This is a genomic window from Paenibacillus sp. FSL P4-0176 (assembly GCF_037975265.1).
Classification (GTDB): Bacteria; Bacillota; Bacilli; order Paenibacillales; family Paenibacillaceae; genus Paenibacillus; species Paenibacillus amylolyticus.
In genome coordinates this window covers 4,959,815-4,973,699 of sequence record NZ_CP150242.1, presented here as the reverse complement: position 1 = coordinate 4,973,699, position 13,885 = coordinate 4,959,815, and the positions used below count along the sequence as shown (strand labels likewise).

The 13,885-nt window shown below is 45.2% G+C and carries 13 protein-coding genes; 12 read left to right on the top strand and 1 reads right to left on the bottom strand.

The window, feature by feature from the left end; genetic code table 11:
- Positions 1-435 precede the first annotated feature (435 nt).
- From MKY95_RS23050 to MKY95_RS23015, 8 genes are all read left to right on the top strand, one after another.
- Positions 436-2,646, top strand: a complete 2,211-nt coding sequence (locus MKY95_RS23050; protein WP_339194525.1) for a M1 family metallopeptidase — start codon at positions 436-438, stop codon at positions 2,644-2,646.
- Between the two features lie 182 nt (positions 2,647-2,828).
- Positions 2,829-3,101, top strand: a complete 273-nt coding sequence (locus MKY95_RS23045) for a hypothetical protein (protein ID WP_076318897.1) — start codon at positions 2,829-2,831, stop codon at positions 3,099-3,101.
- Complete coding sequence (locus tag MKY95_RS23040) at positions 3,088-4,086, top strand: hypothetical protein (RefSeq protein ID WP_076318898.1); 999 nt, start codon at positions 3,088-3,090, stop codon at positions 4,084-4,086. The genes MKY95_RS23045 and MKY95_RS23040 overlap by 14 nt, the downstream gene beginning before the upstream one ends.
- Before the next feature lie 2 nt (positions 4,087-4,088).
- A complete protein-coding gene (locus MKY95_RS23035) occupies positions 4,089-4,775 on the top strand; it encodes a hypothetical protein (RefSeq protein WP_047843708.1) in 687 nt (228 codons plus the stop codon).
- A gap of 202 nt (positions 4,776-4,977) precedes the next feature.
- Positions 4,978-5,397: an organic hydroperoxide resistance protein gene (locus MKY95_RS23030; protein ID WP_017687397.1), complete on the top strand. Its 420-nt coding sequence runs from the start codon at positions 4,978-4,980 to the stop codon at positions 5,395-5,397.
- 142 nt (positions 5,398-5,539) lie between these two features.
- Complete coding sequence (locus MKY95_RS23025; RefSeq protein ID WP_017687398.1) at positions 5,540-5,719, top strand: hypothetical protein; 180 nt, start codon at positions 5,540-5,542, stop codon at positions 5,717-5,719.
- 475 nt (positions 5,720-6,194) lie between these two features.
- Positions 6,195-6,749, top strand: coding sequence for a copper amine oxidase (locus tag MKY95_RS23020; protein WP_036614723.1), 555 nt, complete (start codon positions 6,195-6,197; stop codon positions 6,747-6,749).
- A 97-nt stretch (positions 6,750-6,846) separates the two neighbouring features.
- Positions 6,847-7,164 (top strand): DUF1292 domain-containing protein, encoded by a 318-nt coding sequence (locus tag MKY95_RS23015; protein WP_036614722.1) that lies wholly within the window; start codon positions 6,847-6,849, stop codon positions 7,162-7,164.
- A 207-nt stretch (positions 7,165-7,371) separates the two neighbouring features.
- On the opposite strand, the gene MKY95_RS23010 is transcribed toward MKY95_RS23015, so the two are convergent.
- Positions 7,372-8,847, bottom strand: coding sequence for an aminotransferase class I/II-fold pyridoxal phosphate-dependent enzyme (locus MKY95_RS23010; protein ID WP_036675042.1), 1,476 nt, complete (start codon positions 8,845-8,847; stop codon positions 7,372-7,374).
- A gap of 177 nt (positions 8,848-9,024) precedes the next feature.
- Between MKY95_RS23010 and MKY95_RS23005 the strand changes: the two genes are divergently transcribed.
- The 4 genes from MKY95_RS23005 to MKY95_RS22990 all read left to right on the top strand — a co-directional run bounded on the left by MKY95_RS23005 (position 9,025) and on the right by MKY95_RS22990 (position 13,854).
- Positions 9,025-10,317 carry an MFS transporter gene (locus tag MKY95_RS23005; protein WP_076318900.1) on the top strand — a complete coding sequence of 431 codons (1,293 nt, stop codon included), beginning with the start codon at positions 9,025-9,027 and terminating at the stop codon, positions 10,315-10,317.
- A gap of 253 nt (positions 10,318-10,570) precedes the next feature.
- Complete coding sequence (locus MKY95_RS23000) at positions 10,571-11,170, top strand: hypothetical protein (RefSeq protein WP_036614719.1); 600 nt, start codon at positions 10,571-10,573, stop codon at positions 11,168-11,170.
- Between the two features lie 172 nt (positions 11,171-11,342).
- Positions 11,343-12,752: an NADP-dependent phosphogluconate dehydrogenase gene (gene gndA / locus MKY95_RS22995; protein WP_036614715.1), complete on the top strand. Its 1,410-nt coding sequence runs from the start codon at positions 11,343-11,345 to the stop codon at positions 12,750-12,752.
- Positions 12,753-13,344: 592 nt separating this feature from the next.
- A complete protein-coding gene (locus MKY95_RS22990; protein ID WP_036614703.1) occupies positions 13,345-13,854 on the top strand; it encodes a shikimate kinase in 510 nt (169 codons plus the stop codon).
- Positions 13,855-13,885: the final 31 nt, after the last annotated feature.

Sequence of the window (13,885 nt, the reverse complement as noted above, 5' to 3'; positions counted from 1 at the left end):
TAAAACTCGGGGACATTTTGGGGACGGATTGGGGACAGACTGTGAGCCAAACAATAGAATACAGGGTACATGAGAGAAGAACACAAAGGTGACAAGTCGCTACGAACGCCGAATTACTCGGTCGAGAGATGTTTAGTTCACTGACCCCATTTCTTTGACAGGGTAAGGGTCGTGGGTTCGATCCCCACTCGTCCTATATGAAAAATTAAAACAACTTCTTTTGAGAATTATATCTCAAGAGGAGTTGTTTTTTTTATATAATAATATGGCTACCTCCAATAATATGTGTAGGTGGTTTTTGTTGATAATAAATTTAATGGCACAGTTTCTCTTCCTCTTTTTAAACAAAACTTAAATAAAACATAAATTCAGCGTAAGGTTCGTCTTCTATACTTGGTCATGAGGTCAACATAGAACAGGAGAAGGAGAGAACTAATGAATTATTCAAGTCCATTTACATCAAAGTTAGCCAGAGTAGGGATCGCGGGTACACTGGCTTTAATACTGGCAACAAGCCCACTTGCCAACATGGGGGTTGTTGCCGCGGAAGCAGGCCCAGCATCTGTATCTACGAAGATATATAACACACAGAAAGACTCTTTAGAGCAGACCCCGATTCAATACCAGATTCAGGCTCGATTAAATGAGAAGGACATGACGATCCAGGGGAGCGAGAAGGTAACGTATCACAACACAAGCAAGGATACCCTCCAGCAGCTGGTCCTTCATACATATGCTGACGCAAACCTCTCCAAGTCTACACAGGCGAGCATGTACCAACAGCATAATGAAAAGATTAGTGAAGATCATCCGGAGAAGACAGCGGCGGACTTTCTGGGTGGCATCGATATTCAGGCTGTAAGCGCAGATAGCCAATCGTTGGATTTCCATAAGGAAAACCAGGCGTTGACCGTACAGTTGAAGAAGCCCGTACAACCAGGTGAATCGGTATCATTCCAACTGGAGTTTCAGTTGAATATACCCTATGGCTCACAGCGAGTTTCCTACTACAAGGACATGATCAATGGTGCACACTGGTTCCCGGTGATGTCTGTATACGACGAGGTTAAGCATCAATGGAACAAGGCACCGTATAGTCGAACATTTGAGAGCGATTATTACACCTCATCGGACTTTGAAGTTCAATTCAATGTTCCCGATGAGTATCAGGTAGCTATGCCGGGTACGATCACTACTCAAAACAGTACAGAACATGGTCGTAAAGTTGTTTCTGCTGTGGCCGAGAATACAAGGGAGTTTGTTTTCTTTGCAAGTTCTAATCTTCAAGTGGAACGCGCTACTCGTAACGGTCTGACGGTGGAATACTATTATTACAACGATGATCCATACAAGAAAAAGATAGTTGACCGGTACATTAATCAGGCATTCAAGGTCATCGATTTCTATAGTGAGAAATATGGCAAGTATCCCTATCCAGAGTTCCGAATTGTCGAGACGTATGTACAAGGCGTTGCCGTGGAGTATGCGAGGCTCATTCAGATGGGACAGATTCAAAATGGTGCGGTTCCAGAAGAAGACACAACATTTGTTCATGAAATAGCGCATCAGTGGTTCCATGCATTGATCGGTAATAATTCGGAGACAGAATCCTTCCTGGATGAAGGCTTTGCTGATTTCTCCATGGTGTATTTTGCCGAGAAACAGGGAGACAAGCTAAATGGATTCAGATCCATACAGTTTGATACTGCGCCCGTAGATATGGCGATTGCGTCAACAAACGATGAAGCTGGGGATTTGGCAAGTTTGGTATATTATCAGAAGGGGCGACAAGCGATCTATCAGCTTTACCGTTCCGTCGGTGAAGAGAAATTTGACGAGTTGATGAGGACATATTTCAAACGCTACGTGTACCAAAATGCAACGGTAGAGGGGCTGCTTCAAACCATTGAAGATGTGCTTGGTAAAGAAATACGTTCAGAAATGCAGATGGCCCTATATCAGCCTGATTTTGTCTTAAACCCGGAATACCAACTATCACAAGAAGAGACCGCCGCCTATGTGCATGATGTCTTACAAGTGCAATATCAGGCTGTCATGGGTATGGTTCCTAATCTGCCTTATGAAGTGATGAATCGATTGATGTACAAAGCCCTTCAAGGCGAGGAATTAACCATTGTGCTCAGCGATCAGGTAAGTAAGCTTGCAACTAAACAGCAGGAAGATATGGTTAATCAGTTGACCGGATTCCTTGATATGACTGGTGTGAAATACGACGTTATACGGGATCGCAAGGAACTGAAGCAAAAGATGAAAAAAGAGATCGGCAACAGCAACCTTATTGTCATTGGCAATGCCAAGTCAAACGGATTGGTGCAGGCTTTAAAACTTAACATTATTGATCGAACGAAACAGACGGGTTTTACTTGGAAAAATACCATGAATCAACCTCTCACGGCTGGTGCATATGTTATCAAACATCCCTATAACCAGAATCGATTGATGCTTCATTATTTCTGGAATGAGGATCATCTGAGTGATGAGGCATTTGAAGCTTTTAAGCTGAAAATACAGGAGTCTATCGGCTTCACTAACGACTTTTACCAGTACTATGTATTGGATAACCAAGGCAAGGAGAAATCCAATAAAAAAGTTGCGAATCCCATATCTTCACTTTTTGCGGAGTAATAAGGAATTGGTTTTGCAGTTTCTTCGTTCAAACAGGTTAGCCAATTTGTATTGGTTAGCCTGTTTGTGTTTTATATGAGAACCAGTCTTAGAATAATAGGCTGCAAGATGGGCATAATGCTTTAACACAAAGGCAACTTCATGAATATACTTATCGGGAGAAAACAATAGGAGGGATTAATATGAAGGATCAACATTATCCGGGCGTACCAATGAAAGGGACAGTTGCTGATTACAACTGTAAAAGAAATAAAGGAATGAACAAAATGAAAGCGCATTCATATAATGCTAGAATTTGTCCTATCCTTTGTGTTACTCAGGAGCCGGTTGCGAATGAGGGTAACGTTGTTGATTTTTCAATCCTATTAAAGGACACTTCGGATGTTTTATATTCGCGACCGGTAAATGGTAATACCCTGCTCACGAAGGAGTTGAGTTTCCATGTCTATGACTGATAATATTGCTCAGGAAGCACTCGACGCAGCGATGAAGGCAAGCAGGGCCGTTGCGCCTTATGATTATTGCGATGCAGAAACCAGACGGATGTACACGCCTCAATTTGATAAAAAAATGGACAATCCTATGTATACCGCTGCAATGGCGGGTCTTCAATCGATCTATTGGTTTCGGGCGATCAAGGTAAAGGGGCTTATCCCTGATGCAAAAGCAGATTATTATGCTACGTATTCTACCAACCATAATCACATCGGAGGAATTGGACTAGCCTACTCGAACAGCCCGACAGGACCATGGACCAAACACGGACAGGTGTATCTCGATACTGTGGTTGGGAATTCGACGGAAACTCCATTTGTGATCTGGAACGATGAAGAACAATTGTTTTTTATGTATTATCAACAAAACGGACTGGGGATCAATCAATCGACGGCACTTGCGACCTCTGTAGACATGATCAACTGGACAAGAGTGGGTTTGATTTTGGACAAACCTCCCGGTTTCCCAGGTGATGGTCATACCGGATATTTCTCGTGTTTCAGAAATGGTGGCAAATGGATCGGTTTCTCAGTGATGGGCGGTGGGGACTTTGGTCGTAAATGTATCTGGCATTCACATGACGGACGTAGCTGGTTAGCTGATCCAAGACCATTAATGGGTGGGAATGATGCCACTTTAAGTGCAGGAGAAAACATTTCGAGACCCAATGCTGGTGTATTTATGTACAAAGGGAGCATGTGGTGGCTGGGTATGTTATCAGCTTATGCTTCCGGTGGGGTTACGACGGTAGCTCGGCCTGCCATTGCCAAGATCAGTGCAGACTTTCGTCAACTGCTGGACAAACCTACAGATATATATTTTCCGGCATTGGATTGGGAAACGACCAACATGCAGTCCTTGATGGTGTCCGTTATGGACGGTGTAGTGTACGTGTATTACAATACCGATCATAATATCGGTGTAGCCTATTCGGTGGGGGTGTAGAAATGGTTATACGTGATGCAGCGGGTCAGATTGTGCCCTTTGGAAAGGTTCACAAACAGCTTGTGGCTGATTTTCTTTACGGAACGTTACCGGATTGGGTGGAGGTGGTGGGCACCCCTACGTTTGAGCCTTTGCCCGACAGAGGGACCATTACTGTTACAACTCCGACAACGGCAGGAGCCACGGCAGAGTTAAAAATGAAACATCTGATTGACAGCTCGAAAGTAACAGCAATTGCAATCACTTTGGAAGCGCTACAATTAAACGGGAACATTGGAATTTCAGTTCAGGTTGGCATTAAATCGAAGGATAGCAAGGCCGGAATCACTTTTTTTCAAAACGTAAATCAGAAATATGGTATGGTCCGTGCCTATAAAGCAGATGGAACGTACACGGATTTTAATCAAAACATGGTGTTCTTCACCACACATGGCGTAGCAGGAGATGAAGCACAGAACCGTAAGAATCTCACTGTGTTGCTCTGTACCGGATTACAGTTCTCAGCTGGGTTCGAGAGACCGTCCGTATGGCTTGGTGCAGATGATCAATATGGCGGTGTTGCTGCTGACCTTAGCGGTGGGTTGTTCCAACATGGAGAACTGCAATGTCTTTTGAAACTGACTACAAGTAAGGCCGAGGCCAAGTATTTCAAATGTGCACAGATGAAAGTGGATATCTGGAGTAACTGATTGGAATGACGATCGTGTATGACCTGTGATGACGATAAAAGGTTCGCTTAGAAGTCGCTATGTAAGCGGCTTCTTCTTTTATTGTTTAAATAATGGTTTACAAACACAATTAAATTGTGTACAATCAAATTGTTAGCAAAACAAAAAAACAAGAAATCATGTTTAACCAATACAAATAAATGTTGAAGAGGAGTTTTCACAAATGAAAACATTATATGAAACAACAGTAATCAATACAGGCGGACGTCAAGGCATCGTACAATCCCCAGATAACGTGTTTATGTTGGATGTTGCTGCACCGCCTGAACTCGGAGGACAAGTGACGACAGCTACCAATCCGGAGCAGTTGTTTGCAGCAGGGTATAGTGCTTGTTTTAACTCCGCACTGGAGTTTCAATTGAAGAAACACAAAGTTGAGATTGAAAGAAGTACCGTAGCTGCAACGGTAATGTTGGTGACGGACTCTGAGGATAACGGCGTGAAGCTTCAAGTAGATTTGGAAGTTAAAATCCTTGGTCTGGATGAAGAAACAGCACAGAAGTTTGTGAAACTTGCCCATGACTACTGCCCATATTCCAAAGGAATCAAAGGGAACGTGAATGTTAACGTGGAACTCGCGTAATCACTGATACTATTTGTTGATAAGAAGCCTCCGAGAAATCGGAGGTTTTTTGGTGTTTTATGCATAAAAATCAATTTCACACTCAATTGTGGGTTATAATGGTAGTAAGTTTACAAAAAACTGCTGAAAGGGGAATGTACTTATGATGGATTTTAGCAAACCACCCCATGGCTCTGAGACCGATACCCACCGTCAGCGTCATCAGGAGAATGAACAGAAATACCTGTCCGGAGGCAAGAGTATTTGGTATGAAATCAGCAACTGGCTCATTCTCGGAGGTATCCTCCTTGTCATATTTTTATTATTTAAATACGTTTTCTAAATAGACACACAACCGGGCGAATCCCCATATGATGCATTACATCAGTAAGCACTTGGGGAAATGGGGAATCCGGGATGGCAAAGGCAAAGGGTAAGAAAGCTCCCGCATTAAAGAGTGATAAAATACGTGTATCCATGAAGTTGGTCACATCGGATGTATGCGAGAGATGTAAGACACCATGTACACGAGGCATGGATTACGCTGAACGTATGAGAATTGAAGGGGCTTTAGGCAAGGGCGTTCCCTGTATATTGACCCGCCATACTTCTTCATAAACTCTTCGTATAATCCCGTATTTATAACAATTATAGATCAGGGGCATCCTTTAATGAGGATCGTCTCTTTTTGTGCATTCCAAGGGGTGGAAAAAATTCTGGATAAAAAATGAAAAATGATGAAAAACAGCGCAACTTTGTGGATGAATCTGCAGTATAAATGTACAACAGCTAGCAGCAGGGGAGGGAATATTGACGGGATGAAATGGAAACGAATATTGCTTTGTGTCACGGTATTCTCCTTGCTCGGCGGGTCTTTATTGTTTGCAGATTCGGTGAACGAGAAGATTCGTGTTCTCATTAACGGCAAGGAAGCAGCTGATGGAGGTTATCTCATTGATGGAACGACCTATGTACCTGTAAGGGAAGCCGGAGGCGTCGTCAAATGGGACAGCAGTAACAAGAGAGTAACGGTGATCAAACCGAATGTACATATTTTTCTCTTCAAGGGAGACACTGTATTTGGCAACGTTAACGTAGGTAAGCTGAAATTCAATGTATTTTCACAAGTGGACAGTCTGACAGCAGATGTAGCTGCGGTGAAAGTAACGATTACCAATCCAAGCGGTCAGGTGAAGGATATCCAGTCACAGGAGCTTACGACCCAGAAGGATAACTTCTGGTTCCGCACATATGATTTTACGTATGATTTCAGCCGTGCCGGCAAGTATCAGGTCGGCTTTCATATTAAAGAAAATGCAAACAGCAGCTACGTCCTGGTAGCGGAGAAAATCATTACAGCGCTGAACGATTGAAGCGAAAATTACCTTGTGAGTTAAATTGACCTGTGTCATTGAACATGTTACGATATGCAAGGTTACACAATTTCTATTTATAAAGCGAGGTATTTCAATGAGCGATCACACACATGAACACGGCGATGGCTGCGGATGCGGGCAAGACCACGACCACGACCACGAGCATGAAGAAGTCCTTCTCACATTAACAGACGAGAACGGCCAAGACGTGGAGATGGTTTTGGTGGAGACGTTTGACGTGGAGAAGCATGTTTATGCGCTCCTGCTGGAACGTAACAATCCTGAAGCTGACGGCATCATCCTGCGTATGGAAGAAGAAGACGAGGAAATGGTGCTCTACAATATTGAAGACGAAGAAGAGTGGAACCGCGTTGAAGCGGCTTACAACGAACTCGTTGCATCACAAGAATAGTCATTCTTTTGGAACATAACATGAAGGCTCCTTGATCTCAGGGGGCCTTTTGTTTGTTTTTCAAGAGGTATACGAGCATTTACACCACCGGTTTGAACGACGAAATAGACGGGAAAATGCAAACTCGCTTGTCCCATAAAATAAAAAAGGGCCAAGCTAGGGCTTGGTCCTTTAAGTTTATCCCCTGCACAGCGCAAGGAGGTTGTTTTAGAAAATGGCATCGGCTTCCACGATCACTTTAACGTTGGTTACGCTGCGATCTTCGGGTCCTTTGACGGGTAATCCAACTTCGACATGATCGATGATGTAGTCGATGTTTTCCTGGGTGATAACCTCACCCGGTAACAGGATCGGAATTCCTGGCGGATAGACATAGATGAATTCCGAGATAATACGTCCTGCGGATTCCTTAAACGGAATCACTTCGGTATCACCGTAGAATGCATCACGTGGAGTCAGCATCAACTGTGGAATATCCGGAACTTTTACGACCAGTTCATGGGCCGGGTTCACTTGATAATAGGTACGGGAGAGATCCTGCAAAGCGTTCAGCAAGATATCCACACTATTATCCGTATCTCCTGGCGTAATGAGACACAGAATATTGTACATATCACTAAGTTCGACCTCAATGTTGTAATGTTCACGCAGCCAGTTCTCTGTCTCATACCCTGTAATACCCAGATGGCGAACATGGATCGTTACCTTGGTTGGATCATAGTTGAAGGTCGCTTCTGTACCCAGCAGCTCTCTACCGAAGCAATACAGGCCATCCATATCGTTAATCGAACGTCTGGCAAACTCAGCTAGTTCAATCGCCTTCTGTGCAATCTCACGACCGTGGAGTGCCAGGTTACGTCTTGATGTATCGAGTGAAGCAAGCAAAATGTATGAAGTTGATGTTGAGGTGAGCAGACTCAGGATCGTCTGTACACGCTGTGGATTTACGAACCCATTCTTGGTATTCAGGTTGAGTACGGAACTCTGTGTCATGGAGCCACCAAGCTTGTGAACACTGGTTGCAGCCATATCGGCACCTGCTGCCATCGCAGACAGTGGCAGATCCTCATGGAAATGAATGAGTACGCCATGGGCTTCATCAACAAGCACAGGGACTTGATAACTGTGTGCCAGCTCAACAATCTCTTTCAGATCGGTAACCACGCCGTAATAAGTCGGGTTAATTACAAGCAATGCCTTGGCATCCGGATGACGCTCCAGTGCGCGACGGATAGACTGTGTGGTCACTCCGTGGTCAATGCCCAGATTGGGATCTTGTGAAGGAGAAACAAATACGGGTTTGGCGCCTGAGAAAATAATCGCGGACAGAACCGATTTATGCACATTACGGGGCACAATAATTTTGTCACCCGGTGAGCATACAGACAGAATCATGGTCATAATGGCACTGCTTGTGCCTTGTACACTAAAATAGGTATAATCGGCTCCGAAGGCATCTGCTGCCAAAATCTGTGCTTCCTGAATGACACCGGTTGGCTGATGCAGGTCATCCAACGGTGCGATGTTAATCAAATCTATGGAGAAGGCATTATCGCCAATAAATTCACGGAATTCGGTATCCGCTCCCAATCCTTTTTTATGGCCCGGAATATGAAACTGTACCGGATTGAGTGCCGCATGATTTTTTAAAGCGGTAAACAGCGGCGTACGGTGGTGATTCATCAGTGCTGTCACAACCCTTCCTAATAAAATTGGTAAACAAAGATGAGTATAGCAAATTAAGAACCGAATGCAACAGTATAAATCGACAATTTTTTAAATTGCCGAGATTTGGGCACATTCCCCACGGTTACACTAAGGATAGGGAATAGGCAAATGAACACCGAAAGGGGAAAAAGAATGCAAACCGACACAAAACCAGCCAAAATTCTGCGATCACCATTTTTTATCGCGATGTGGCTGACACTTTTTCTAGTTGAAATTATCAAAGGAGCCCTGTTGGTAGCTGTTCTGCCCGTGTATATGGACAATATACTGGGTCTGTCTGCAGGCGTCATTGGTGTGGCATTTGCTCTTCAATATCTGGGAGATAATCTGTTCCGGGCGCCTTCCGGCTGGGCAGCAGAACGGATCGGGTTCCGCGCAACGATGGTTACAGCATTAATCTGTACCTTAATCGCTGTTACTATGATCCTTTTTCTCAAAAGTGCCGTTGGACTGGCCATGGCCTGTCTGATTCTTGGCATTGGTACGTCACCGCTCTGGCCTTGCGCCATGACAGGGGTGACGGCGATGTCAGGCCCACAGAACAAGAATGGTACAGCAATGGGGGCGCTGGAGATGGCTGCTCTCGGCGGAACGGGGCTTGGACCTATAGGCATGAACTGGCTGCTGGAGCGCACGCATCATGATTATCGCACCATTTTTCTTGTATTAATGGGGTGTGCCATTCTCGTTATTCTGGTGGCCATGATTCTTCCTGGACGTGTCATTGTTGAAGGCGAGCATGCCGAGCAAGCAGCGAAGAATAGTGATGTGAAATATCCAGCCAAACCGAATTTGCTCACACCGTTCATCCGGCTGCAAAAGAGTGTGAAGGGTACACTGCAACGAGTGCGCAGCACGCTTAATGTCAATCCACTGGTGTATCCTGCACTGTTTATGCAGTCGTTTGTCATCGGGCTGCTCAGTCCAGTAATCACGCTATATACACGCACAGATCTGCACATCTCGCCGAACCTTTACAGTTTGTTGCTGATTGCGGGTGGTGGAATAACTATTATTGCCTTACTGCCTGTTGGTAAAATGGTAGACAGGTTTGGCACGAAACCGTTCCTGAACGTTGGTTTTTTGATGGCGGCAGCGAGTCTGTTTGCATTCTCCTCCATAACATCCATTCCGGTGGTGTTTGGTGTTGTCATGCTGGTGGGCATCAGTTATGCCATGATTTTACCCGCCTGGAATGCTTTTGTAGCCACGCTGATTCCCAAAGGAGAGCGGGGAGCGATCTGGGGATTCTTCCTTACATTGCAGGGATCAGGCATGGTTGTAGGACCTATTGTTTCTGGACTGCTGTGGGACCACGTGAGCCATCCGGCTCCATTCATCGGCAGTGCCATCGTCATGGCAGGACTTGCCGTTGTGCACTTTGTGTTATCCCGCAATCCGTTTCGCACCGCTCCGGCCAAATAAGCAAAAGAAAAGGGAGTTCCACCAACCGTCTTGGTTGTGGGGCTCCCTTTTTCGCGTCCAATATATCACGATAATCGGGGGCTTGCCCCTGTGCGTCTGCGGAAAGCTGCAATCCGGCGGTCCTTTCGGTGAAAAATAGTCAAATAACCAAGTACCCTTACATAAAATGAAGTATAAAATAGGGTAAGCCGATTGAGTAGAAGCGATTGAAGACGAGGGCCGGAGTTGATCCGGTACAGATGGAGGGAGTGCCGTGAATAAGAGTTATGAAGTTGAATATTGCAATCTGGAGCTGCGGTTCAACCGTCGGCATATCCAAAATTTGATCAGAGACCTTATTCGTGAGGGATATTCACTATATTGGAGCGAGGACGAATCCTTTTTTATCCTGTCAGTCCGGACCGGCCGCAAGCTGGTAAAGCTCCGCTTTCAACAGACACGCACGGGGAACTACAAGATGACTGGGGATTATATCATTAAGGATGCAAAACTTGCAGAGTGGCTGGAGAAGCTGATTGGAGATACACGCGGGCATGCAGTTGTGAAGCGGTTTAAGGATCAGCAGATGACTGTGGAGAACATTTTATTCGGTGAAGTCATTCGGCTCGTGGAAGTGTCTGGGTTCAAACAGCGTGTCATTTTTCAAAAGGAACCTGCGCCGACGGCGGAAGAGATGGAAGAAATGTTCCTCTCGCGTGAAGGCGAGGAAAGGCTCATGTTGTTGCGCATGGAAGTAGACGATGAACTGGAGCGCCTCTACACGGCCATGCAGATGGATAATATCGAAAAAGCAAATGCTTGCCGTCAAGTCTTAAAACAGTTGTCTGGACATCTGTTAATGTTGGAAGGATGACAAGATACGGCCGTATTTATGAAAATACGATGAACACCTCAGCAGATTGGGGTGTTTTCTCGTTGCGTAGCTGTGCCACGGGGTTCACTTCTATACATAAAACCGTTAAAATGGGAGTATTGTTGAGAATTTATTTCAATAAAATTAATTGGAGCAAAGGATGGAGGACCAGATGACAAAACAACAAATTGGCGTAATTGGCCTGGCTGTCATGGGCAAAAATTTGGCCCTTAACATTGAAAGCAAAGGTTTCTCAGTATCGGTATTTAACCGTTCCCCCGAGAAAACCAATGATCTTCTGAAAGAAGCTGAAGGTAAAAACCTGACAGGCTCATTCTCCATTGAAGAGTTCGTAGCATCCCTGGAATCCCCGCGCAAAATTTTGATCATGGTACAAGCTGGTAAAGCGACCGACGCTACCATTGAACAACTGCTTCCTCACCTGGATGAGGGCGACATCATCATTGATGGAGGGAACGCATACTTCCCTGACACGCAACGTCGCAGCAAAGAGTTGGAAGACAAAGGCATTCGTTTCATCGGTACAGGTGTATCCGGTGGTGAAGAAGGCGCACTGAAAGGCCCTTCCATCATGCCAGGTGGACAGGAAAGTGCTTATAAACTGGTTGAACCGATCCTGACGGCAATCTCGGCCAAAGTCGGTGACGATCCATGTTGTACATATATTGGACCAGACGGTGCCGGACACTATGTGAAAATGGTGCATAACGGTATCGAGTACGGAGATATGCAGTTGATTGGTGAAGCGTACCATTTGCTCAAATCCGTATTGAACGTTTCCGTTGAAGAGCTGCATGCGATCTTTACGGAATGGAATCAAGGAGAGCTGGATAGCTACCTGATTGAAATCACAGCAGATATCTTCTCCAAATACGATCCAGAAACGGGCAAACCAATGGTTGACGTCATTCTGGATGCTGCTGGACAAAAAGGAACAGGTAAATGGACAAGCCAAAGCGCGCTGGATCTCGGCGTACCATTGTCCATGATTACAGAATCCGTATTCTCCCGTTTCCTGTCTGCGATGAAGGACGAGCGTGTAGCAGCTAGCAAAATCCTGAATGGACCAGCGACTGAAGCGTTCTCCGGCGACAAAAAAGCGTTCATCGAGAGCGTTCGTAAAGCCCTCTTTGCAAGTAAAATCGTATCCTACGCACAAGGATTTGCACAAATGCGTGCAGCTTCCGACGAGTATGGCTGGGATCTGAAATACGGCAACATTGCCATGATCTTCCGCGGTGGCTGCATCATCCGTTCGCAGTTCCTGCAAAACATTAAAGAAGCTTATGATAAAGATGCAGCTCTGAAAAACCTGCTCTTGGATCCTTACTTCCAAAACATCGTTGAGTCTTATCAAGGCGCATGGCGTGAAGTTGTAGCGGCTGCTGTAAAACAAGGTGTTCCGGTACCTGGCTTCTCCAGCGCTCTTTCTTACTACGACAGCTACCGTACAGAGCGTTTGCCAGCAAACTTGCTGCAAGCTCAACGTGACTACTTCGGTGCTCACACGTTCAAACGTGTGGACAAAGAAGGCAGCTTCCACCACAATTGGATGGAGTAGTACCACATATACAATTCTATTATGATTTGGCTAGTGCCCCTTTAAGTGGCAGGTTTGGCCTGCTAAGGGGCTCAAAAGAGGTTTGGCGTTCCGGTGATTGCCGGTTAACGCTAGGCCTCTTTTTTACTGTGTTATACAGTAATAGTGTTTATGGAGAAGATATGTAGCTGGTTCTAGACCTAATGAACAGGAGACACTCTATTTTGGCAAAATGAGCCGGTTCTATTTTTTAACGAACTCAGAAGGCCTATTCAGATAATTCGTAGCGAGATGTCGAGGTTTTGACGGTGATTTTTTGAAATAAGTTTACTGAGATTCGTTAGAAGTTTAACTGCTCCTATTTTAGGTAAAAAAGCTCATAGGAGTTCGTTAGGTTGCTGGATGGTTACTATTTTAGACGTTTGGGTGCTCAAAACTGCTTGAGGGTGATCTGACGTAGGCTCAGACGCCGGGAGTTACTTAATCTGTCTTGGAAGTACTTGCGGATGGTCGAAAGGAAGTCGGTAAGGAGATGGTCTTTCCCAGTCCGCAGGGCTGTGTTATGATAGGACAAAAGTGCTCACGAATTGCTTGAATTAAAGGAGTGTACACCTTGAGCAAGTCTAACAATATTATTCTCATTGGTATGATGGGAACCGGCAAATCAACCGTCGCTGACATGCTTGCACGCGAGCTTGGTTATCGATTGATTGATGTAGACGCCGCGGTGGAAAAAGAGGAAGGCTGTACGATTCCGGAATTGTTCACTGGCAAGGGAGAGACGTATTTCCGTGATGCCGAGAGCCGCATGTTATGCTCGGTGCTGGAGAAGAAGTCACAGGTCATAGCGACCGGAGGTGGCGTGGTGCTGCGTTCGGATAATTGTGACGTGATGTTGAAGAATGGTTGGGTTGTTGCCTTGACTGCTGATCCGGCAGTGATTGTAGAGCGTGTTAGTGGCTGTGACAATCGCCCACTCCTCGCAGGCAATGCAGAGGAACGCATTCAGGCAATTATGGAAGAACGGAAAGACGCATATCGGTTCGCACATTATACGGTGGATACAACCGAGTTATCCGCTGCTGAAGTGACTCGTTTAATTTTAGCGCATTACCGCGTCTAAGCTTGTTATCATCGAAGTTTGATGGGTGATA

Excerpts from the sequence above, each read along its gene's own strand:
- MKY95_RS23010 (WP_036675042.1), bottom strand. The coding sequence starts at position 8,847 with ATGAATCACCACCGTACGCCGCTGTTTACCGCTTTAAAAAATCATGCG.
- MKY95_RS23005 (WP_076318900.1), top strand. The coding sequence starts at position 9,025 with ATGCAAACCGACACAAAACCAGCCAAAATTCTGCGATCACCATTTTTT.
- MKY95_RS23025 (WP_017687398.1), top strand. The coding sequence starts at position 5,540 with ATGATGGATTTTAGCAAACCACCCCATGGCTCTGAGACCGATACCCAC.
- MKY95_RS23040 (WP_076318898.1), top strand. The coding sequence starts at position 3,088 with ATGTCTATGACTGATAATATTGCTCAGGAAGCACTCGACGCAGCGATG.
- MKY95_RS23015 (WP_036614722.1), top strand. The coding sequence starts at position 6,847 with ATGAGCGATCACACACATGAACACGGCGATGGCTGCGGATGCGGGCAA.
- MKY95_RS23045 (WP_076318897.1), top strand. The coding sequence starts at position 2,829 with ATGAAGGATCAACATTATCCGGGCGTACCAATGAAAGGGACAGTTGCT.
- MKY95_RS23035 (WP_047843708.1), top strand. The coding sequence starts at position 4,089 with ATGGTTATACGTGATGCAGCGGGTCAGATTGTGCCCTTTGGAAAGGTT.
- MKY95_RS23020 (WP_036614723.1), top strand. The coding sequence starts at position 6,195 with ATGAAATGGAAACGAATATTGCTTTGTGTCACGGTATTCTCCTTGCTC.
- MKY95_RS23030 (WP_017687397.1), top strand. The coding sequence starts at position 4,978 with ATGAAAACATTATATGAAACAACAGTAATCAATACAGGCGGACGTCAA.
- gndA (WP_036614715.1), top strand. The coding sequence starts at position 11,343 with ATGACAAAACAACAAATTGGCGTAATTGGCCTGGCTGTCATGGGCAAA.
- MKY95_RS23050 (WP_339194525.1), top strand. The coding sequence starts at position 436 with ATGAATTATTCAAGTCCATTTACATCAAAGTTAGCCAGAGTAGGGATC.